This window comes from Herbaspirillum sp. CAH-3 (assembly GCF_009668275.1).
GTDB classification, from domain to species: Bacteria; Pseudomonadota; Gammaproteobacteria; order Burkholderiales; family Burkholderiaceae_D; genus Herbaspirillum; species Herbaspirillum aquaticum.
In genome coordinates this window covers 190,298-211,022 of record NZ_VSWE01000005.1, presented here as the reverse complement: position 1 = coordinate 211,022, position 20,725 = coordinate 190,298, and the positions used below count along the sequence as shown (strand labels likewise).

The following is a 20,725-nucleotide window of genomic DNA, read 5'->3' as shown; positions in this document are numbered from 1 at the left end:
CTCCGCCTGGAGCGCCTTGCAGGCCGGGCCGGATTCAACCGGGCAAAATCGGCAGGGTGACCGTGAAGGTAATGATGTGATGGTCGCAGTTCACGGCGATCTTGCCACCGTGGCCGCTGACGATCTCGCTGACGATGTACAGCCCCAGGCCCAGACCGCGTGCATTGCGCTGGTTGCCCATGGATTCCTTCTTGTAGGGCTTGAACATGTTCTCGCGCACTGCCGCCGGGATGGCCGGTCCGTGGTTGGAGACGGAGATCGTCAGTACATCCTCGCGGCGGAACACGATGAGCGTCGAGGGCTTGCCGATTTCGCCGTGATGGCGCGTGTTGGACAGCAGGTTGGAGACCACCTGGCTGATGCGGTCGCCATCGAGTTCGATCTCGCCGCAGTCTTCCGCTTCGAGGATGATCTCGTTGTCCGGATACGCCATGCGCGCTTCGTTGACGATTTCCGTGACCATCTTGCGCACATCCAGCGGACGGCGCTGGATATCCAGGCCCATGCCGCTTTGCAGGCGGCTGATGTCAAGCACCTGGGAAATCAGGCGATGCATGCGGCTCGATGAGGAGGAGATGCGCTTGCTCAGGTTCGAGCTCGAAGGCGAATGCTCGCGCACCTCGATCATGCGTGCGGCCATCATGATGGCCTGCAGCGGATCGCGCAGATCGTGACCCAGCGTGGCCAGCAGGGTTTCGCGTGCACGCTTGACCATATTCTCGTTGGACAGCGCCACTTCCTGCAGGTCCAGGCGCAGCTGGCTGGCGATCTCGGCTTCGGTCTTTTCCCAGGGCAGGCTCTTGCCGCGCACGGTTTCCTTCCAGACCGCGAAGGAGCCGCGCGGAGTCAGGCGCGGGCCCAGCGGCCCGATGCTGTATTTCTTTTCCGGATTGCCGCCCCAGCGCACGTCTTCCACCTGTTCGGTGCGGAACCAGAAGGCATAGCCATCCTGTTCACGATAGAAGCGCACGGCCAGCACGCCACAGATATCGCCCATCACCGCCTTCAGCGCGGGCGCATCGGCGCCCAGCGCGCTGGTGGAAAAAATGTCGCCGGGTTCGTTTTCGTTGAGCCAGTTGATGAGTGCGTTGACGCCTTCGCGCGAGGGCGCCTTGCCGAAAACCTGGGTCTTGCGCTCCATGGAGATGGCACCGCCGTGCGCGTTCATCAGGCGCACGAAGCCATCATGGTCGGCCGCCAGGGCCAGCACGATGTCTTCGCGGTCGGTCACCTGCGCCACGATCTGGCGCCGCAGGTCGGCGCTGTATTCCAGCGCGCGGGCGCGCTCACCGTTGAGATTGCGTTCCACCAGGGCGCTGACGAATTGCGACAGCAGCTGGCACGACATGCGTACCGCATGCGGCACCAGGTGCGCGGTCATGTGGTGGCAGGCGATGAGACCCCAGAGACGCTCGCCAATGACGATCGACAGGCTCATCGACGCACGCACGCCCATGTTGCTGAGGTATTCGATGTGCACCGGCGAGACGCTGCGCAACATGCTGTGGCTCAGGTCCAGCGGGCCGCCGGTCAGCGGGTTGTGATCCGGTTCCAGCGCCACGGTGGGCGCACCCACGTCGGCGATCAGGCGAATCGGATTGATCACGTACAGGCGCCGCGCCTGGGCCGGGATGTCGCTGGCCGGATAGCGCTGGCCGAGGAAGGGTTCGAGATCTTCACGCTTGTGTTCGGCCACCACTTCGCCGCTGTCGTCATGCAGGAAGCGATAGGCCATCACACGGTCGAAGCCGGTGATGCGGGCGATTTCATCCACCGCCAGCGTCAGCAGGTCTTCCACGCCGGGCTGGCGCTGGATGCGCTGGATGGCCTGGTGCGCGGCCAGGGCAAAGCCCTCCAGCGAGAGTGCATCCGACGGCCGCTGTTCGAATTCGGCGATGAGCACGCCTTCGGATTTGTGGGTGACCAGGTCGAAGGCGCCGCTGTCGAGCGAGATCATGCGCGAATCCACGTAGCCGTGGCGGTCTTCGAGCGCGGTTTGAATCACCGCGCGAGCGGCGGCGTTGAGGTGTTCCTCACCCAGCGGCTGCCCGACCTCGGGCAAGCTGCCCAGCAGGCCAGCGGCGTTGGCGCTGCGCGTGACCAGCTGGCCTTCGGGTGAAAAGCACAGGAGGGCGCCGTGATTCTGGATGGAGCCGGGAATGTGGATCGGCTCCTGGTCGCAATTGCTCAGGTCGACAGGTCGACGGCGCACTGCGTGGTAAGGATTGCTCATGCACTACTTTCTCGATGCCAGCCGGGGCGGGGCATCGAACTACCGGCGCGAAAAATCTCCGCGGCCGCAAGTTGGAGGGGCGAAGTGCAGCGCATCCAGAAGACCCCGGGGCTCCTGTCCGGCAGCCTGAGGCTGCGGTGGCAGATGATGCGCATTCTTTACTTCGGGAAGGGCCAATTATAGGCGTCATCGTCAAGCTCCGTGCAGCCTGCACAACAATTAATTCGCCGCTGCCCAGCTGGACGATCCGGCTTGTCTCGCGCGGGCAGGGATTTTCCATTTTGTCCTACAAGCCAATCCGGTACAGTCCGATAGGACTCATCCGTGCCTGGTCCTAAGATCTCTCAAAACTCGCAGAAACAACGCGGCATGGTCGGACCTGTTGCTCCATGGATGGGTCGGGGTGATGCCGCATGGGAAAAGAAAGCCCGGTCCTGCGCTGTCAAGTCTTCAGAAACCACAATTCGTGCAGCCCTTTGCATCAAGCTCTTCCAGTTTGGCGCGGGCTGGCTAAAATGAAGTGTCGTTCGAAGCGCAAGACAGTAAAGCGACCTGGCGCAGATCAGGGAGCGAACACCCATGCTGTCGATGAAACACAGGGAAAAGATCGATCACATTGTCGGCCAGACGACACGGCTGGTCGATCAGTGGCAGCGCGAGCGCCTGCATGCCCAGGCCAGGCGCGATGCCGCACAGGACAAGCTGATGTTGCAACCAGCCCGGCGCAAGTGGTCGGCGTCGGATCTTTGAGCAGGGTAGCCTCATGGACAAGTCTGATTCCACCCATCCTTATGATCCTCTGATCGCCATTTCCCAAGGCGACTGGACGGCCTATCGCAACCATATCTCCTCCCAGGCCCATGCCGGCGAGATCGAGTCCGAGCCCTTGCCGGCCTATCCCGAGCCGGCGCAGGACAGCGCAGGGCAGCCGCTGCATGGCGAGGAAGACATTTTGGCCTACCGGCGCCGCTGCGCGCGCGCCTACATCGGCATGAATGGGCGCCTTGGCGGCCGCGCCTATCGGCCCAACGAGCCTGTCATCCTGACCCAGGAAGCGGTGCAGGAACTGGCCGAACTCAATCGCCTGCTGCGCGAGGAACGGGCGCTGAAAAAGAAGTCCGAGAAATCCAGCTGAACCAGCGAAAAGCCGTCGCATGGCGGAGCCTTTGATGCGCCGGCGGCGTGGACCTGCCCGTGTAGGTGCGTGGCGCGATTTCGTGTAGGAAAACAGGAAGTCTTCCGTCATGCTTGCGCCATGCGGTTTTGCGGCCGATGGCAGTTTTTCCGCGCGCTGAGAGCAGGTCCGGAAGCGGCGCGGCTTCCCGTATAATCATCCGCGGCACGCAGCAGGCGCGCCGGGCGCATGCGCCTGGTCCTCAACGCCTGCTCCAAGCGGATGCGAACAACAATGAAGGGACCAGCGGGAGAACGACGGTACAAGCCCGTCGCCCGCCAGACCGACCTCGGTGCTCAAAGCTAGGCTTAAAGGTAAGTTTCACGACATGGCAGACATTTCTTGGTTGCGCGGTACAGGCCTGGCCGCGCAGATCGTCACGGCGACCGACTGGACCACCAGTCCCCTGGGTGCGCCGGCGCAATGGTCGCCGACCTTGCGCACCTCCCTCAACATCGCGCTGCATTCGCCCCTCCCGAGTCTGCTGGTATGGGGCGCAGCACGCCAGATGCTTTACAACGACGCATTCGCCGCCTGTATTGGCGCGGCCCATCCGTCAGCCTTTGGCGCGCCGTTGAGCGGCTCGCCGCTCTGGCGCGGCGCTGGCCGGCTCTGCGAAGCGGCGATCGGGGCCGCCTTCAATGGCCAACAGCAACAATTGCCGCGCCTGTCCCTGTTCCAGGAGACCGGGCAAGCCCAGGACATCGCCCGCCAGTGGGATCTCACCTGCGTGCCAGTGTGGGAAGACAGCGCCGATGGCCAGCCCGCGCAGGTGGCCGGGGTGCTGTGCACGCTGGTGCGCGCAACCACGCTCGATAGCGCGCTGGCCCATACCGACCTGTTGCGCGACCTGATGGAAGAGTCGCCCAGCTTCAAGGCCGTGGTGCGCGGCCCGCAGCACGTGTTCGAACGCGTCAATGGCGCCTACTTCAAACTGTTCGGCGATCGGCCGGTGCTGGGCTTGCCGGCGCGCGAGGCACTGCCCGAACTGCTGGACGAAAATCTTTTTGCCTTGCTGGACCGGGTGTACCAGACCGGCCAGACTTATACCGAACGCGGGGCACGCCTGTTCCTGCGGCGCACGCATGAGATCGGTTTTGCCGGCGCCGTGCTGGACTTCGTGTTCCAGCCGATCCGCGATGCCCAGGGCCAGGTAGCCGGCATTTTCATCGAGGGTAACGACGTCACCGAACGCTTCGTGGCCGAGGAGCGCTTGCGCATCGTCGACCGCGCCGGCGGAATCGGTATCTTCGAGTGGTTCCCGATCTCCGGCAAGCTGGCGGTCTCGGATCGGTTCCGCCGCTTGTGGGGCTTGCCGGCCGATGGCGAGGTGAGCTCGCAGCAGCTGGTGGACATGATCGATGAAGAATTCCATCCCAACCTGGGTACGTCGCGCATCAAGGAAGGCGGCCCGCGCAATCCGCTGGAATATACCGAATACCACATCACCCGTCCCGACGGCGAGCAGCGCTGGCTGGCGCGCAAGGGCGAGGTGGTGGAAGACGATCCGCGCGCCGGTTCACGCTATGTCGGGGTGGTCTTCGATGTCACCTCGCGCAAGCTCATGGAGCAGGCCCTGGCCGCCTCCGAAGCCAGCGTGCGCGCCAACAATGCCTTCGTGCGGCAGCTGCTCGATTCGACCGACCAGGGCTTCTTCTCGATCGACCGTGACGGCATCGTCACGCTATGCAATGCCGCCTTCCTGCAATTGCTCGGTTACGCCAGCGAGAAGGATGTGCTGGGCCGCGACATCCATGAGGTGATCGTCAGCGCCAATGACGATGCCGGCTCGCGCAGCGATTGCGCCGTGCTCAGGGCCGCGCGTGAAGGCCTGACCGCGCACGTGGACAGTGAGGACTTCATCCGTGTCGATGGCAGCAGTTTCCCGGTCCAGTACCAGGCGCATCCGGTCTGGCAGGACGGCGAACTGCAGGGGGCACTCTGTACCTTCGTCGACCTCACCGAGCGGCGCCGTGGGCTGCAAGCGCTGTCCTGGAGCGAGAACCGCTTGACGGCCATCTTCAACCAGGCCTCGGTGTGCTTCTCCGAACTGGACCTGCAGGGCCGCTACCTGCGCGTGAACCAGGCACTGTGCCGCATGCTGGGCCGCACCGAAGCCGAGATGCTGGAGATGACCCTGGCCGATGTGACCCATCCGGAAGACGTGCCGATGAACATGAACCTGTTCAATCGCTGCATCGCCGATGGCAGTTCCTTCACCCTCGAAAAACGCTACCTGCGCCCGGATGGCCGTGCCTTCTGGGTCTCCAGCGACATCAGCCGCATCGTCGATGATGAGGGCCGTCCGCAAGCCATGATTGCGGTCTCGACCGACATCACCGAGCGGCGCCGTGCCGAAGACGCCTTGCGCGAGCTCAACGATACGCTGGAACAGCGCGTGGTCGAGGAGATCGTCGAGCGCAGCCGTGCCGAAGCGGCGCTGCGCCAGATGCAGAAGATGGAGGCGGTCGGCCAGTTGACCGGCGGCGTGGCGCACGACTTCAACAACGTGCTGCAGATCATTGGCGGCAACCTGCAGTTGCTGCAGACCGACCCGCGCCTGGATGACCGCAGTCGCCAGCGCGTGCGCACCGCCATCGGCGCGGTCGACCGGGGTGCCAAGCTGTCCTCGCAGCTGCTGGCCTTTGCCCGCCGCCAGCCCTTGCAGCCGCGCAGCATCAACCTCGAGCGCGTGGTGCAGAACATGGATGACCTGCTGCGTCGCGCCGTGGGCGAAAACATCGAGATCTCCACGGTCATCACGCATGATCTCTGGAACACCATGCTCGACCCCAACCAGGTCGAGAACCTCATCATCAACACCGCCATCAATTCGCGCGACGCCATGCCCAACGGCGGCCGGCTCACGCTGCAGATCGACAACGTGCAGTTGAGCGACCCCGCCTTCCTTTCGCAGGCCGACCTGCAGCCGGGCGATTACGTGGAACTGCAGATCTCCGACAACGGCGCCGGCATGTCGCCGGAGGTGCGCGAGCGCGCCTTCGAGCCTTTCTTCACGACCAAGCGCGAAGGGGAGGGTACCGGCCTGGGCCTGTCGATGGCCTATGGCTTCGTCAAGCAGAGCCGTGGCCACATCAGCCTGCACAGCGAAGCCGGCAAGGGCACCACGATCCGCATCTACTTCCCGCGCTGCGTTGATGAGGAAGTGCTGATCGACGACAACCGCGACATGGAAGTGCGCGGCGGCGACGAAACCATCCTGGTGGTGGAGGATGATCCCAACCTGCAACTGACGGTGATCGACACCCTCTCTTCGTTGGGCTATCGCGTCCTCAAGGCCGATAACGGCGAACGCGCCCTGGCCATCCTGCAGAGCGGCATTGCGGTGGACCTGATGTTTACGGACGTGGTCATGCCCGGCAGCGTGCCCGTGACCGAGCTGGCGCGCCAGGCACGGCAGCTGTTGCCGGACATCGAGATCCTCTTCACTTCCGGCTACCCGCGCGATGCCATCGTGCACGAGGGGCGGCTGGATGCAGGTGTGGAACTGCTCTCCAAGCCCTATCGCATCAACCAGCTGGCGCAGCGCATCCGGCAGATGCTCTCCAGTCGCGCGCATCGCATCGAGCTGGCCCAGCTCACGCACGAGCGCGACCAGGCCAATGCCAACGCTGCGCTCCATATCCTGCCGGTGGGTGACAGCCAGCGCCCGGCAGAAGGCCAGGACGCGCACTTCGAGCAGCCTGGGGTCAGCAGCGCCACCGAGCTGGCCACTGCGCCAGGGCAGGCCGGGGCCGCCGCCAGCGGACTGCGTTTGCTGGTGGTGGAGGACAACATCGATTCCCAGCAACTGGTGTGCGAACTGCTGGAGACGCTGGGGCACCAGGCGCGTGGCGTGGTCAGCGCCGAAGACGCGCAGCAGGCGCTGGGCGAGCAGAGTTTTGATGTGCTCTTCACGGACGTCAACCTGCCCGGCATGTCGGGTGTTGACCTGGCCAAGCGTGCGCTGGAGCGCTTCCCCGACCTGGCGGTGATCTTCGCTTCCGGCTATGGCGCCATGGTGGCGCGCAATGTCGGCTTTGCCTCGCACTCGCTACCCAAGCCCTACGATATCGACCAGTTGCAGGAGATCCTGAAGAAGATCGCTGCTGCCTGATGCGCCCGCCGGAAGGGCCAGGGAAGGCGCTCTCTTGCCTGGCAGGTTTCGCGTTCGATCTTCAGCAGTTGGCCTGCCCACCCCGGTGAGCAGGCCATTTTTTATGCCTGTATCAGGCCTGCTTCGGGGTGGGCGTTATCCTGGCCAGATGCTGGGTCGCGATGAGCACCGCGCCGCAGGAGGTCAGCATGCCTTCCACGGCGGCCTTGCGTCCCAGGTATTCGTAGGTTTCTTCACCTGCCAGGATCACGAATTCACATCTGCATTGCGGGCAGTAGCCGCGATGGCCAACCCCGGCCATCGCCTTGCCGTACAACTTCACATTGGCGAAACCTTCCTGTACGACACCGCCGTGCGAGGTGGGATCGTCGAGGCGGATGATGGCCCTGGGCATGTGCGCTTCCTTTCATAAAAAGTGAGCAAGAAAGATAAAGCCAGCCGTTCGACTGAGGGGCATAGACGGCAAGAGATCAACCACATTCAGTAATTTTTGAAGCCTTGCCTCGAATCTGTTCGAGGCCATCATCTCCTTGGGTCACAAACTTTGTCAGGGAGGTTTCCTTTTTGTGTCATATTTCATAAAATAAATAAGAACTATTATCGTTCGTATTAATTACAATGAGAATGAAGAGAAATCCCTTGCTCCCGTCTTCCCTGCCAGCGCGTCCCAGCGCCATGTCGCGTGCCCTGCGCCCGGTCTTCCTCAGTATGGCGCTGGCCGGCTCCCCTGCGCTGGTGCTGGCGCAGTCTTCCCCGTCAGACGCTGCCGGTGCTGCATCTGCCAATGCCGCCAGCCAGCTGCCTACCGTGACCGTCTCCGCCGCTGGTGCGGGCCAGGGTACGCAGCACCTGCAGAGCCAGACCACGTCGGGTGCGCTGGGATCGCGTTCGCTGCTGGAGACGCCTTTTTCGGTCACCAGCATGACCGCCGCCGACCTGGCCGACAAGCAGGTCAACAAGCTGGGCGACCTGTTCTACAACGAGGCATCGGTGAGCGACAACAGCGGCGGTTACAGCGCCTGGGCGTCCTACATCACCATTCGCGGTTTGCCCGCGGACTGGCAGAACTCCTTCCGCATCGATGGCAAGCCTTTCCTGGGATACGGGATCACGCTGCCCTACGATCATTTCGAACGCATCGACCTGCTCAAGGGCTCGGCTGGCTTCATGTATGGATTCGGCTCGCCGGGCGGGGTGCTCAACTATGTCTCCAAGAAACCGACTGATACGCCCGTGCGCAGCGTCTCGGTGGGCTATACCAGCAACAGCATCCTGAGCGAGCACGTCGACCTGGGCGGACGCTTCGGCAACGACAACATGTTCGGGTATCGCCTCAATGTCACGCATGAACAGGGTGAGACTTTCAATGAAGGCCACATCCGCCGCAATTCGGCCTCACTGGCGCTGGACGGGCGTCTCACGCGCGACCTGACCTGGGATTTCCAGGCCATCTGGCAGAACAGCAATTCCACCGACCAGACTCCCTCGGTGGTCACCACCAACCTCACTGGCAGCCGCCTGCCCTCGGTGGTCAGCGGGGCGGACAAGACCCTGGTTGGTCCGGGCCAGCACCTGGACACCAACTTCCAGCTCTACCAGACCGGGCTCACCTATCGCATCAATCCCGACTGGAAGGCCAACCTCAGCTACAGCCACAGCACCGCCAAGCGTTTCCGCAATGAAGACATCGCCATGCTGTCGGATGCGGCCGGCAACTACAACGACTGGCGTTCTGACAGCCGCGAGGGGCATACCTTCGACCAATGGCAAGCCATGCTGGAGGGCAATGCCCGTACCGGCGGCATCGATCATCAGCTGGTAGTGGGCGCGTCCTGGCAGAAGCAGGTCAATGATTACTCGATCAGCTCGGTGTACAAGCAGATCGGTACCGGCAATCTCACTACGCAGAACACCAACGCGTATTACAGCAGCACCGACCTGCAGACCTATCACAACGCCATCATCACCCAGCAGGCGATTTTCGCCAGCGACACGCTGAACTTCTCGGAGCGCTGGTCGCTCTTGGCCGGTGGCCGCTACAACCAGTTCAAGCAGGACAATTTCACCACCACCGGCGCACTCAGTTCGCGCTATGACAAATCGGCCCTGACCCCGACGGTCGCGCTGATGTTCAAGCCCGAGCGCAACACCACCCTCTATGGCAGCTATGTGGAATCGCTGGAGCAGGGCGGCGTACCGGGCGTGACCAATACCAACTACGGTAGCCAGCTCAAACCGCTCAAGAGCAAGCAGTACGAGCTTGGCGCCAAGACCGACCAGCGGGACTGGAGTGCCACCGCCGCGCTGTTCCGTATCGAGCGTGCCTCCGAATACACGCTCAATGGCGCGCTGGTGCAGAGCGGGCAGTCCAATTACCAGGGCCTGGAACTGGGCGCTTCCTGGCGTCCGGCGCCGCAATGGCAGGTGGGTGGCAGCCTCATGCTGCTGGACGCGAAGTACCAGCAGGGCAACACCTACAACGGCAATCGTGTGGCCGGTGCGCCGCGCAACATGGCCACGGCCCAGGTGGCCTACCTGGTGCCGCAGGTGGCGGGCCTGAAGCTCTCGGCCGATGCCAAGCTGACCGGCAGCACCATGGCACGCGCGGCCAACGACATCGAGCTGGCCAGCTATACGCTCTTCAATCTCGGCGCCAGTTACACTACGCGCATCGGCCAGCACGATACGACCTTCCGGGCGTCGGTCAACAACCTGCTGGACAAGCGCTACTGGCAATACCAGTACGAGAACTACATCAAGCCGGGTGATCCGCGCAGCTTCAACGTGTCGGCCAAGGTCGATTTCTGAGCGTGCCATGCCAGCCTTTCCAGCTAGTCCCCCATCCCTTCGCCATTTAGCCAGGTAAGCCAGCCATGCGTGCACTTCTCGTTCTTCTCCACCGTTGGTTCGGCCTGGCCGTGGCCGTGTTCCTGTTCATCGCCGGCGTGACCGGCGCAGTGATCTCCTGGGATCATGAATTGGATGCCTGGCTCAATCCGCAACTGTTCCATGCCCACAGCGCCGAGCGCGCCGAGGCCGGGCGGCCCATGCCCGGCCTGGAGCTGGCGCAGCGGGTCGAAGCCGCCGAGCCCAAGCTGCGCGTGACCTATGTGCTGACCGAGGCCGAGCCTGGCCACACCATCAGCATGATGGTCGAACCGCGCCTGGACCCCGCCACCGGCAAGCTTCCCGAGCTGGATTACAACCAGATCGCGGTCGATCCGGTGACCGGTGAAATACAGGGGCGCCGCATGTGGGGGGCCATCTCGCTGGCGCGGGAAAACCTGCTGCCCTTCCTCTACAAGCTGCACTACACGATGCACTTGCCGGACCTGGGCGGCATCGAGACCGGCATCTGGCTCATGGGCATCATCGGCATTGTATGGGCACTGGATTGCTTCATCGCGCTGTACCTCTCCTTCCCGAACTGGCGCAGCTGGCGCAAGTCGCTGGCCTTCCGCTGGCGTGAGGGCGGGCACAAGCTCAACTTCGATTTGCACCGCTCGGGCGGGGTGTGGATCTGGGGCCTGCTGCTGGTCCTGGCGGTGACCTCGGTGTCGATGAACCTGGAGCGGCAGGTCATGCGGCCTATCCTGCAGACCGTGTCCAGCCTGACGGCCGGTCCCTTCGATACGCGTACGCCGATTGCGCCTGACAAGGTGCCGGAGCCGCGTATTTCACGCGAGCAGGCGGTAGCACTGGGACGCGCGCAAGGCCAGCAGCTGGGCCTGACGGAGCCGGTCGGTGGCGTCTTCTACTCGGGCATGTTCGGGGTCTATGGGGTGGGCTTCTTCCAGCCGGGCAATGACCATGGCGATGTGGGCCTGGGCAATGCCTGGCTGTATTTCGATGCCATGAGCGGTGCCTATGAAGGCGGCAAGATACCGGGGCGCGGCAGTGCCGGCGATATCTTCCTGCAGGCGCAGTTCCCGCTGCATTCCGGCCGCATTCTTGGCCTGACCGGGCGCGTGCTGATTTCCCTGATGGGCGTGCTGGTGGCGATGTTGTCGGTGACCGGGGTGATCATCTGGGTACGCAAGCGCCGCGCCCGCCTGCAACAGCGCGAGCGCCTGGCCGCCCAAAAGACACCGGCCCGCGAGGGGCCGGTAGTGGAAGCGCGCTGAGTCAGCGCGAGTCATGCTGGAGCGTTCAGTGCGCCATCAGCACCGGCAGCGTCATGGTCTTGAGGATGGTGAGCGTCACGCCACCCAGCAGCACTTCGCGGAAGCGGGTGTGACCGTAGCCGCCCATGACCAGCAGGTCGGAGCCCTTGTCGGCCGCCAGCGAGAGCAGGGCGTTGCCGATATCGAGCGTGGTCTGTTCCTGCGCCACTTCCACCTTCACGCCGTGGCGCGCGAGATAGAGGGCGATATCGGCACCAGGCTGCTCGCCGTGGGTGCCCAGGCGCTTGTCGGAATTGAAGAGCACCACCGTCACATTGTCGGCCTGGCGCAGCAGCGGCAGGGCGGCCGTGATGGCGCGGGTCGATTCCATGCTGCCATCCCAGGCGATCAGCGCATTCTTGCCCACGTGCTTGAATTCACCGGCACTGGGGATGATGAGTACCGGGCGCGGTGAATTGAGCATGACGTATTCGGGCAGGTCGGTGAGGAAGCTGTCATCGGCATCGTCCAGGTCGGCCTGGCTCACCACCACCAGGTCGGCATAGCGCGCCTGCAGCGCCAGACCCCCTTCGGCGTCGTCATCGACGAAACGCTTTTCGCAGGAGGGCACGCCCACGCTGTTGGCGATCTTGTCGAAGTTTTCCAGGGCAGCCAGGGCGCGGTCACGGAAACCGTCCATTTGCGCGGCGATGTAGGCCGCGCCTTCCATGGTGATGAAGCTGGAGATGCCGCTGACGGCGCTGCCGATCAGGTGCGCCTGCTGCGCGCGGGCCAGTTCGGCGGCAATGCGGATGCGCTGGGCGGCGTGGCGCGACTGGTCGACATGGACCAGGATGGACTTGTAGCTCATGGTGGCTCCTCGGAAATTCGTGGGGGAAGACATCCGGGGCGGGATGCCATGCAGGCAGATTAGGCCCGGCATCTCCATGCGTCCAGCGCAAATCCCGGGCTGCTTGACGCATGTCAATCCTGCCCGCGTGGCTCTTGTAGGGAAGCATCTTTGGCTTGTTTCCATACAAGCATCAAGCTTGCGGTATGCTTGTCGGCTTTCGCAACCAGCCTGCCGATCCGGGACTTTTCATGCCATCCATCTTTCACCTGGCCTACCACGTGCGCGACCTCGACCAGTCGCGCCACTTCTATTGCGACCTGCTGGGTTGCGCCGAGGGGCGCAGCACCGAGACCTGGGTCGACATCGATTTCTTCGGCCATCAACTCTCGCTGCACCTGGGCGAACCATTTGCCGTGAGCAACACCGGCCGTGTCGGCAATCATCTGGTGCCGATGCCCCATCTGGGCGTGATCCTGCAACTTGAGCAATGGCAGCAACTGGCGGACCGCCTCAGCGCCAGCGGCGAGGTGCAATTCGTGCTGGCCCCGCAGATCCGCTTTGCGGGTGAACCGGGCGAGCAGGCCACGATGTTCTTCCTCGATCCCTCGGGCAACCCCATCGAAGTCAAGGGCTTCCGCGATCTGGCTGCGGTGTACGCCAAATGAGCGCGCGCATGCCCATTCCTTTCGTCAGCCAGAGTGATCCCGCTGCGGTAGCGTCGTGGCTGCAGGCTTTGCGCGCGGCCATGCCGGAGGAAGAGATCATCGCCTTCAGCGAGCTGGACGAAGACCAACGCGCGCAATGCCGCGTGGCCATCGTCGCCAATCCTGATCCGGCGCAGCTGAAGCTGCTGCCGCAACTGCAGTGGGTGCATAGCGTGTGGGCCGGGGTGGAGCGGCTGGTGGCCGATCTCGGCCAGAGCGACTTGCAGATCACGCGCCTGGTCGATCCGCGCCTGGCCGCCACCATGGCCGAAGCGGTGCTGGCCTGGACGCTCTACCTGCATCGTGACATGCCGTATTACGCGCGCCAGCAACAGGCACGCCAATGGCAGCCGCTGGACTACGTGCTGCCGGAGCAGCGCCGCGTGGGCATCCTCGGCCTGGGCGCGCTGGGTGAAGCGGCTGCCGCCGCGTTGCGCCAGGCGCGGTTCCCGGTGATGGGCTGGAGCCGCAGTGCGCGCAACCTGCCGGATGTGCGGACTTACAGCGGCATGGACGGACTGGCGCAGATGCTGGCGCAGACCGACATCCTGGTCTGCCTGCTGCCGCTGACGGCCCAGACGCGTGCTCTGCTGGATGCGGCGCGGCTGGCGATGCTGCCTCCGCAGGCGCAGCTCATCAACTTCGCACGCGGGCCGATCATCGAAGAGGAAGCGTTGCGCCAGGCGCTCGATGCAGGCAAGCTGCGTCACGCGGTGCTGGATGTGTTCGCCACCGAGCCCCTGCCGCCAGGGGCATGGCCCTGGTCGCATCCTGCGGTGACGGTACTGCCGCATTGCTCGGCGCCCACGGATTCCGGTACTGCGTCGGCGATCGTGGCGGCCAATGTCCGTCACTATCGCAAGACCGGCGAAATTGCCGCCAACGTGGATCTCAAGCGCGGTTATTGAGCCAAACAGGCGCCCTCACTGGCGCGCGATGGTAAAGCCGATGGTATTGTGCCCGCCACTGCTGCTGGCAAAAGCGCGCCCGCCGTGCATGCGGGCCACCGCCTTGACGATGGCCAGCCCCAGCCCGTGGCCGTGGCTGCCGTTGATGTCCTGGCGCGCGCTGTCGACGCGGTAGAAGCGGTCGAACAGGCGCGGCAGGTGTTGCTCCTCGATGGCCGGGCCGGGATTGGTCACGGCCACGCGCACCATCTCTTCGCCGCCGGAAATGTCGATGCGCAATTGCGCACCCTGCGGCGAATGCTGGATGGCGTTCTGGATCAGGTTCGTCAAGGCGCGCTTGAACAGTGCCGTTTCCATGGTGGCCGTGGCATCGAGGTCACCGGCCACCGTGATGGACATGCCCGTGTCATCGAGCACGAACTCGAAGAAATCCACGGTCTTCTGCACCGCCGCGGCCACGCTGGCCGGTACGCGCGCTGTCGCCGCTTCACCCTGGTCGGAGCGCGCCAGGAACAGCATGTCGTTGACGATGGAACGGATGCGGTCCAGCTCTTCCAGGTTCGATTGCAGCACGTCCTTGAATTCCCCCGCACTGCGTTCGCGCGCCAGCGCCACCTGGGTTTCGCCGATCAGATTGGCCAGGGGCGTGCGCAATTCATGGGCCACGTCCGCATTGAAGGCTTCCAGTTGCGTGTAGGCTTGCTCGATGCGTTCGAGCGCCCCGTTGAAGGCATCGGCCAATACCGACAATTCTTCGGGCAGGGCTTCCACCGGCATGCGGGCCGACAGCTTGCGCGGCGAAAAGCTCTGGGCGCGCGCCGACATGCGACGCAGCGGCGCCAGCCCGGCACGGGCAATCCAGTAGCTGGAGATGACCGCCAGCACGATGCCCAGCAACGAGGAAATGGTAGTGGCCAGCAGGAAGGTGCGGCGCATCTCGAAATAGGGGGCGCCATCGACGCCGACCGTCACGCGCACTTCAGGACGATCCTCGAAGGGCGGCAGGGTGCGCGTCATGATGTGCAGCGGATAGGCACGCCCGGGAAGATGCAGGCGCCCGACCAGCTTGCCGTCGGCATGATTGATGGCCGAGGGTGAGAGCCGCGTCAGGTCGCCATAGGTATAGCGCGCATCGTCGCTGGCGATCCAGAAGAAGACGTGCTGGTCGGCCTGCGAGAGCGTGGAGAGTTTCAACTGCACGCGGGCCCAGCGCTCGGTATTGCCGGCGCGTTCGATCTGGTAGCTGATGTCGTTGAGGGTGGTAAAGAGCGCATCGCGTTCATGGCGCAGCAGCTCGCCCTTGAGGACGGTGTAGAGCGCCACGCCCGCCACGGCGAAGATCAGCAGCGCCGAGGCGGCCGACATCAGCACCAGGCGCGCCGTGATGGACTGGCGCAGCGGCAGGCGGCGCTTCTTCACTGGCTTGGCGGCGGGCTCACTCATCGGCGGCATCGGAGGAGGCGCGCGGCTCCAGTACGTAGCCCATGCCGCGGACGGTATGCAGCAGCTTCTGCTCGAAGGGCGCGTCGATCTTGGCGCGCAGGCGCTTGATGGCCACTTCCACCACATTGGTATTGCTGTCGAAGTTCATGTCCCAGACCAGTTCCGCAATGGCGGTCTTGGACAGGATCTCGCCCTGCCGCCGTGCCATCACGGCCAGGAGCGCGAATTCCTTGGCGGTGAGGTCGATGCGCAGCCCGCCCCGGAAGGCCTTGCGCGAGATCAGGTCGATCTGCAGGTCGCCGATGCGCAGCTGCGGCGCTTCCTGCACGCGGCCGCGACGGGTCAGGGCCTGCAGGCGGGCCAGTAGCTCCAGGAAGGAGAAGGGCTTGATGAGGTAATCATCGGCGCCGTCATGCAAGCCCTTGATGCGGTCTTCCACGCTGTCACGCGCGGTCAGCATGATGACCGGGGTCTGCTTGACGGTGCGCAGCGAACGCAGCACGGCAAAGCCATCCAGGCCCGGCAGCATCACGTCCAGCACGATGACGTCGTAGTCATGCTGGATCGCCAGGTGCTGTCCATCGACCCCGTTGCTGGCCACATCCACCGCGCACCCCTGCTCGGTCAGGCCCTTGCAGAGGTATTCGGACATCTTTTGCTCGTCTTCGACTATCAGGATCTTCATGCGCTCTCCACTGGCGGCGCCGGGAACACTCCCCGGCACTCGCCCATGCCGGATTCTACCTTCCCGGCTCGCCCTTGTTGATGAGGATGCCTCACTGTCTCAATGTTCCTGCGCCAGGCGTGCGGCCTTGCGTTCCTGCCTTGCCTTCTTCTTGCGTTCGTACCAGTAGTGCGCGCGGTCCAGGTAAAGATAGACCACCGGCGTGGTGAAGAGCGTGAGCGCCTGCGAGAGCACCAGTCCGCCGACCATCGCATAGCCCAGCGGACGGCGCAGCTCGGAGCCGGCACCATGGCCGAGCATGAGCGGCAGGCCCGAGAGCAGGGCGCACATGGTGGTCATCATGATGGGACGGAAGCGCAGCAGGCAGGCCTGGTAGATCGCTTCTTCCGGCTTCATGCCCTGGGTGCGCTCGGCGGTGAGCGCGAAGTCGATCATCATGATGCCGTTCTTCTTGACGATGCCGATCAGCAGGATGATGCCGATCAAGGCGATCACCGACAGGTCGTAGCCGCCGATCATCAGGATCAGCAAGGCACCGACACCGGCCGAGGGCAGGGTGGAGAGAATGGTCAGCGGGTGGATGTAGCTCTCATAGAGCAAGCCCAGCACGATGTAGACCGCGATCAGGGCCGCCGCGATGAGGTAAGGCTGCGAGGCCAGCGAATCGCCGAAGGCCTTGGCCGTTCCCTGGAAGTTGCCCACCAGCGTCTGCGGCACGCCCATCTCATCCTTGGTCTTCTGGATGATGTCCACCGCTTCGCCCAGCGAGACGCCCTTGGCCAGGTTGAAGGAAATGGTCACTGCCGGGAACTGGCTCTGGTGGCTGATCGACAGGTAAGAGGTCTTGGTGGTATCGACCTTCACGAAGGTCGACAGCGGCACCTGCTGGCCGGTCAGCGGTGAGGTCAGGTAGAGTTTGTCGAACAGTGAAGGATCCTTCTGCAATTGCGGCGTCACTTCCATGATCACGCGATAGCTGTTGATCTGCGTGAAGAATTGCGCCACCTGGCGCTGGCCGATGGCGTCATAGATGGTCGCGTCGATGAGCGAAGGCGAGATGCCGAAGCTGGAGGCGCGTGCCCGGTCGATGGTGATGACGGCTGCGGCCGCCTGGTTCTGCTGGTCGGAGGCCACGTCGGTCAACTGCGGCAGCTGGCGGAACCTCTCCAGCATGCGCGGTGCCCAGACGTTGAGTTCATCCAGGTCGGTATCGGTGATGGTGTACTGGTACTGGGTGCGCGAGAGGCGGCCACCGACGTTGATGTCCTGGCTGGCCTGCATGAACAGGTTCACGCCCTGGACCTTGGCCACCTGGGGACGCAGGCGCGCGATGACCTCGTCGGCATTGGTGGTGCGTCCCTCATCCTTGGGTTTCAGCGCGATGAAGAATTGCCCGGTATTGAAGGTGGTGGAGCCGGCACTCATGGCGAAGCCGATCACGTCCGGGTCCTGGCGCACCACCTCGGCCACCTTCAGCAGCCGCTCCTGCATGGCGGCCGAGGACGTATCCTGGGCCGATTCGGCAAAGCCGACGATGACGCCATTGTCCTGCTGGGGGAAGAAACCCTTGGGAATGAAGATGAACAGCACCACCGTCAGCGCCACCGTGGCGATGAAGCTCATCAGGGTGATGAACTGGTGCTTCATCACCACATCGAGCCCGCGCTTGTAGCCGTTGAGCATGGCATCGAAGCAGCGCTCGAACCACTGGTAAAGCTTGCCGTGCTGGCGTCCATGCTCGTTCTTGAGGAAGCGCGAGCACAGCATGGGCGTGAGCGTGAGCGAGATGATGACCGAGACCGCAATGGTCAGCGTCACCGTCACGGCGAATTCGCGGAACAGCCGGCCGACGATGCCGCCCATCAACAGCAAGGGAATGAACACCGCCACCAGCGAGACCGAGATCGAGATGATGGTAAAGCCGATTTCGCCCGCGCCCTTCAAGGCCGCTTCCAGCGGCGACATGCCCTCCTCGACGTAGCGGTAGATGTTTTCCAGCATGACGATGGCGTCATCGACCACGAAGCCCACCGCGATGGTCAGCGCCATCAGCGAGAGGTTGTCGAGGCTGTAGCCGACCACGTACATCACCGCGGCCGTGCCCATGATGGCCAGCGGCACGGTGACCGACGGAATCAGCGTGGCGGCCACATTGCGCAGGAACACGAAGATCACCATCACCACCAGCGCGATGGTCAGCACCAGGGTGAACTCCACATCCTCTACCGAGGCGCGGATGGTCTGGGTACGATCGATCAGGGTATTGACGTGGATGGCCGCCGGAATGGCCGCGCGCAGGCGCGGCATGGCGGCCTTGATGCGGCCCACGGTGTCGATCACGTTGGCACCGGGCTGCTTGGTGATGGCCAGCACGATGGAACGGCCATTGGTGATGGTGTGATCCGCCGTATTGGCAGCACCCGCAAAGGCCCAGGCGGCGATCTTGTTGTTCTCCGGGCCGTCGATGGCGATGCCGATGTCCTTGACGCGGATCGGCGCGCCATTGCGCCAGGCCAGGACCATGTCATTCCACTGCTCGGCCTTGAGCAGCTGGTCGTTGGTATAGACGGTAAAGGCCTGGCGCGCACCATCGACCGTCCCCTTGGGCTGGTTCACGGTGGTGGTGGCGATGACGCCGCGGATGTCTTCCAGGCTCAGGCCCAGCGTAGCGATCTTGGCCGGATCGACCTGGATGCGCACGGCCGGTTTCTGCTGGCCGTTCACGCTCACCAGGCCCACGCCCGAGATCTGCGAGATCTGCTGGGCCAGGATGTTGTCGGCATAGTCGTTGACCACCGTCAGCGGCAGCGCATCGGACTGTACCGACATGATCATGATGGGCGAATCGGCCGGGTTGATCTTGCGGAAGGTCGGCGGATTGGGCAGGTTGGCCGGCAGCTGCCCGGTGGAGGCGTTGATGGCCGCCTGCACATCCAGCGCAGCGGCATCGATATTGCGGTTCAGGTCGAACTGCAGGGTGATCTGGGTGCTGCCCAGGGTGCTCTGGGAAGTCATCTGCGACAGGCCCGCGATGAGCGAGAACTGGCGCTCCAGCGGCTGCGCCACGTTCGACGCCATGGTCTCGGGACTGCCTCCCGGCAATTGCGCGGTGACCTGGATGGTCGGGAAATCGACCTGCGGCAAGGGCGCTACCGGCAGCAGCGGCCATACCGCGATGCCCACCAGCAGGATGGCGATGGCCAGCAGCGTGGTGCCGATGGGGCGCTTGATGAAGGCGGCGGAGACGCTCACTTGGTGCTTCCTTTCGCCTCAGCATTGGCGCCAGGCGCAGCTGCAGCGCCCTTGGGCGGCTGCGGCTTGCTTTCCACGATGCGGCTGCCCGGCTTGAGCTTGTACTGGCCGTCGATGACCACGCGCTGGTCGACCGTCAGGCCGCTGTCGGCGCCCAGCACGGCCACGCCGTCCTGGATGCGGTCGACCTTGACGGGTTGCATGTTGGCCTTGTCGTCCTGGCTGATGGCATAGACATAGGTGCCTTGCTGGTTGCGCTGGATGGCGGCCGCCGGGACGGTGAGGGCATTGCCGTGGCTGTTCATCTGCAGGCGGGCATTGACGTACTGGCCTGGCCACAGCTTGTGCTCGGCATTGTCGAAGCGGGCCTTGAGCTGCACGGTGCCGTTGGTGGTGTTGATCTGGTTGTCCAGCAGGACCAGCTTGCCGGTGGCCAGCACCTCCTGCGAATCCCGCGCATAGGCCATGACCTTGAGCGGCTGCTGGCTGCTGCGCTGGGCGCGGTTGATGCCGACCACGGCTTCTTCGGGCAGGGTGAAGACCAGGGTGATCGGATCGATCTGGTTGATGACCACCAGGCCATTGGCATCGGCTGCGTGCACGATGTTGCCCGGATCGACCAGGCGCGCACCGACGCGGCCGGAGAGAGGCGCATTGATGGTGGTGTAGCTCAGTTGCACCTTGGCATAGGCCACTTGTGCCTCATCGGTCTTGACCGCCGCTTCCAGCTGCGCGACCAGGGCCTTTTGCGTATCGAGCTGCTGCTGGGTCGCCGCGTCCTGGCTGCGCAGGGTGGTGTAGCGCTGCAAGTCCAGGCGGGCATTCATGAGGGTGGCGCTGTCCTTGGCGCGTTGCGCTTCGGCCTGGGCCAGTTGCGCCTGCAGGGCGCGCGGATCGATCTGGGCCAGCAGCTGGCCTTTCTTGACCTCCTGGCCTTCCTCGAAGCCGACCTTCTCCAGCTGGCCGTCGATGCGCGTCTTGACCACGACACTGGCGTTGGCGGTGACCGTGCCCACGCCGGCCAGATACAGGGGGACGTCGCGCTCCTGCACGCGGGCGACCGACACCGACACCGGCGGTGGCGCCTTGGCGGCAGGCTGGTCGGCGGCCGTGGCGCGCTGCATCAGGGTCCAGCCACCGATGCCGGCGCCGAGGAGCAGGGTGGTGGCGACAAAAACGGCCAGCGAAGAGCGATGCGCAATGCGCGCAGCCTGGGGGGAGTTGGGTGAGGTAGTCATGCCTGAAACTCGTTC

At 64.0% G+C, this 20,725-nt stretch carries 14 protein-coding genes; 7 read left to right on the top strand and 7 right to left on the bottom strand.

The window, feature by feature from the left end:
• Positions 1 to 34: 34 nt before the first annotated feature.
• A complete protein-coding gene (locus tag FYB76_RS08385; protein ID WP_154133338.1) occupies positions 35 to 2,233 on the bottom strand; it encodes an ATP-binding protein in 2,199 nt (732 codons plus the stop codon).
• Positions 2,234 to 2,812: 579 nt separating this feature from the next.
• Between FYB76_RS08385 and FYB76_RS08380 the strand changes: the two genes are divergently transcribed.
• From FYB76_RS08380 to FYB76_RS08370, 3 genes are all read left to right on the top strand, one after another.
• Positions 2,813 to 2,983, top strand: coding sequence for a hypothetical protein (locus FYB76_RS08380; protein WP_154133337.1), 171 nt, complete (start codon positions 2,813 to 2,815; stop codon positions 2,981 to 2,983).
• A 13-nt stretch (positions 2,984 to 2,996) separates the two neighbouring features.
• A complete protein-coding gene (locus FYB76_RS08375) occupies positions 2,997 to 3,368 on the top strand; it encodes a hypothetical protein (RefSeq protein WP_154133336.1) in 372 nt (123 codons plus the stop codon).
• 367 nt (positions 3,369 to 3,735) lie between these two features.
• The gene (locus FYB76_RS08370) at positions 3,736 to 7,524 is read left to right on the top strand and encodes a PAS domain S-box protein (protein WP_154133335.1); all 3,789 of its coding nucleotides are present in this window, start codon (positions 3,736 to 3,738) and stop codon (positions 7,522 to 7,524) included.
• A gap of 112 nt (positions 7,525 to 7,636) precedes the next feature.
• Here FYB76_RS08370 and FYB76_RS08365 read toward each other — a convergent pair whose 3' ends face one another.
• Positions 7,637 to 7,918 carry a PAAR domain-containing protein gene (locus FYB76_RS08365; RefSeq protein WP_154133334.1) on the bottom strand — a complete coding sequence of 94 codons (282 nt, stop codon included), beginning with the start codon at positions 7,916 to 7,918 and terminating at the stop codon, positions 7,637 to 7,639.
• A gap of 281 nt (positions 7,919 to 8,199) precedes the next feature.
• Between FYB76_RS08365 and FYB76_RS08360 the strand changes: the two genes are divergently transcribed.
• Complete coding sequence (locus FYB76_RS08360) at positions 8,200 to 10,332, top strand: TonB-dependent siderophore receptor (protein ID WP_370516331.1); 2,133 nt, start codon at positions 8,200 to 8,202, stop codon at positions 10,330 to 10,332.
• A gap of 65 nt (positions 10,333 to 10,397) precedes the next feature.
• A complete protein-coding gene (locus FYB76_RS08355) occupies positions 10,398 to 11,648 on the top strand; it encodes a PepSY domain-containing protein (RefSeq protein WP_154133333.1) in 1,251 nt (416 codons plus the stop codon).
• A gap of 25 nt (positions 11,649 to 11,673) precedes the next feature.
• Here the strand turns inward: FYB76_RS08355 and FYB76_RS08350 are convergent, their stop codons facing one another.
• Positions 11,674 to 12,498 carry a universal stress protein gene (locus tag FYB76_RS08350; RefSeq protein ID WP_145601981.1) on the bottom strand — a complete coding sequence of 275 codons (825 nt, stop codon included), beginning with the start codon at positions 12,496 to 12,498 and terminating at the stop codon, positions 11,674 to 11,676.
• A gap of 230 nt (positions 12,499 to 12,728) precedes the next feature.
• Here FYB76_RS08350 and FYB76_RS08345 point away from each other — a divergent pair, with 230 nt between their 5' ends.
• Together FYB76_RS08345 and FYB76_RS08340 are read left to right on the top strand one after the other, a co-directional pair.
• The gene (locus FYB76_RS08345; RefSeq protein ID WP_088754543.1) at positions 12,729 to 13,145 is read left to right on the top strand and encodes a VOC family protein; all 417 of its coding nucleotides are present in this window, start codon (positions 12,729 to 12,731) and stop codon (positions 13,143 to 13,145) included.
• The gene (locus FYB76_RS08340) at positions 13,142 to 14,092 is read left to right on the top strand and encodes a glyoxylate/hydroxypyruvate reductase A (protein ID WP_154133332.1); all 951 of its coding nucleotides are present in this window, start codon (positions 13,142 to 13,144) and stop codon (positions 14,090 to 14,092) included. The genes FYB76_RS08345 and FYB76_RS08340 overlap by 4 nt, the downstream gene beginning before the upstream one ends.
• A 15-nt stretch (positions 14,093 to 14,107) precedes the next feature.
• Here FYB76_RS08340 and FYB76_RS08335 read toward each other — a convergent pair whose 3' ends face one another.
• From FYB76_RS08335 to FYB76_RS08320, 4 genes are all read right to left on the bottom strand, one after another.
• The gene (locus tag FYB76_RS08335) at positions 14,108 to 15,535 is read right to left on the bottom strand and encodes a heavy metal sensor histidine kinase (RefSeq protein ID WP_229296922.1); all 1,428 of its coding nucleotides are present in this window, start codon (positions 15,533 to 15,535) and stop codon (positions 14,108 to 14,110) included.
• On the bottom strand, positions 15,528 to 16,220 hold the full coding sequence (locus tag FYB76_RS08330) for a heavy metal response regulator transcription factor (protein ID WP_154133330.1): 693 nt from the start codon (positions 16,218 to 16,220) through the stop codon (positions 15,528 to 15,530). The genes FYB76_RS08335 and FYB76_RS08330 overlap by 8 nt, the downstream gene beginning before the upstream one ends.
• Positions 16,221 to 16,319: 99 nt before the next feature.
• Complete coding sequence (locus tag FYB76_RS08325) at positions 16,320 to 19,472, bottom strand: efflux RND transporter permease subunit (RefSeq protein ID WP_220405144.1); 3,153 nt, start codon at positions 19,470 to 19,472, stop codon at positions 16,320 to 16,322.
• Positions 19,469 to 20,710, bottom strand: coding sequence for an efflux RND transporter periplasmic adaptor subunit (locus tag FYB76_RS08320; protein WP_154133329.1), 1,242 nt, complete (start codon positions 20,708 to 20,710; stop codon positions 19,469 to 19,471). Before FYB76_RS08320 ends, FYB76_RS08325 begins: the two co-directional genes overlap by 4 nt.
• Between the last annotated feature and the right edge of the window lie 15 nt (positions 20,711 to 20,725).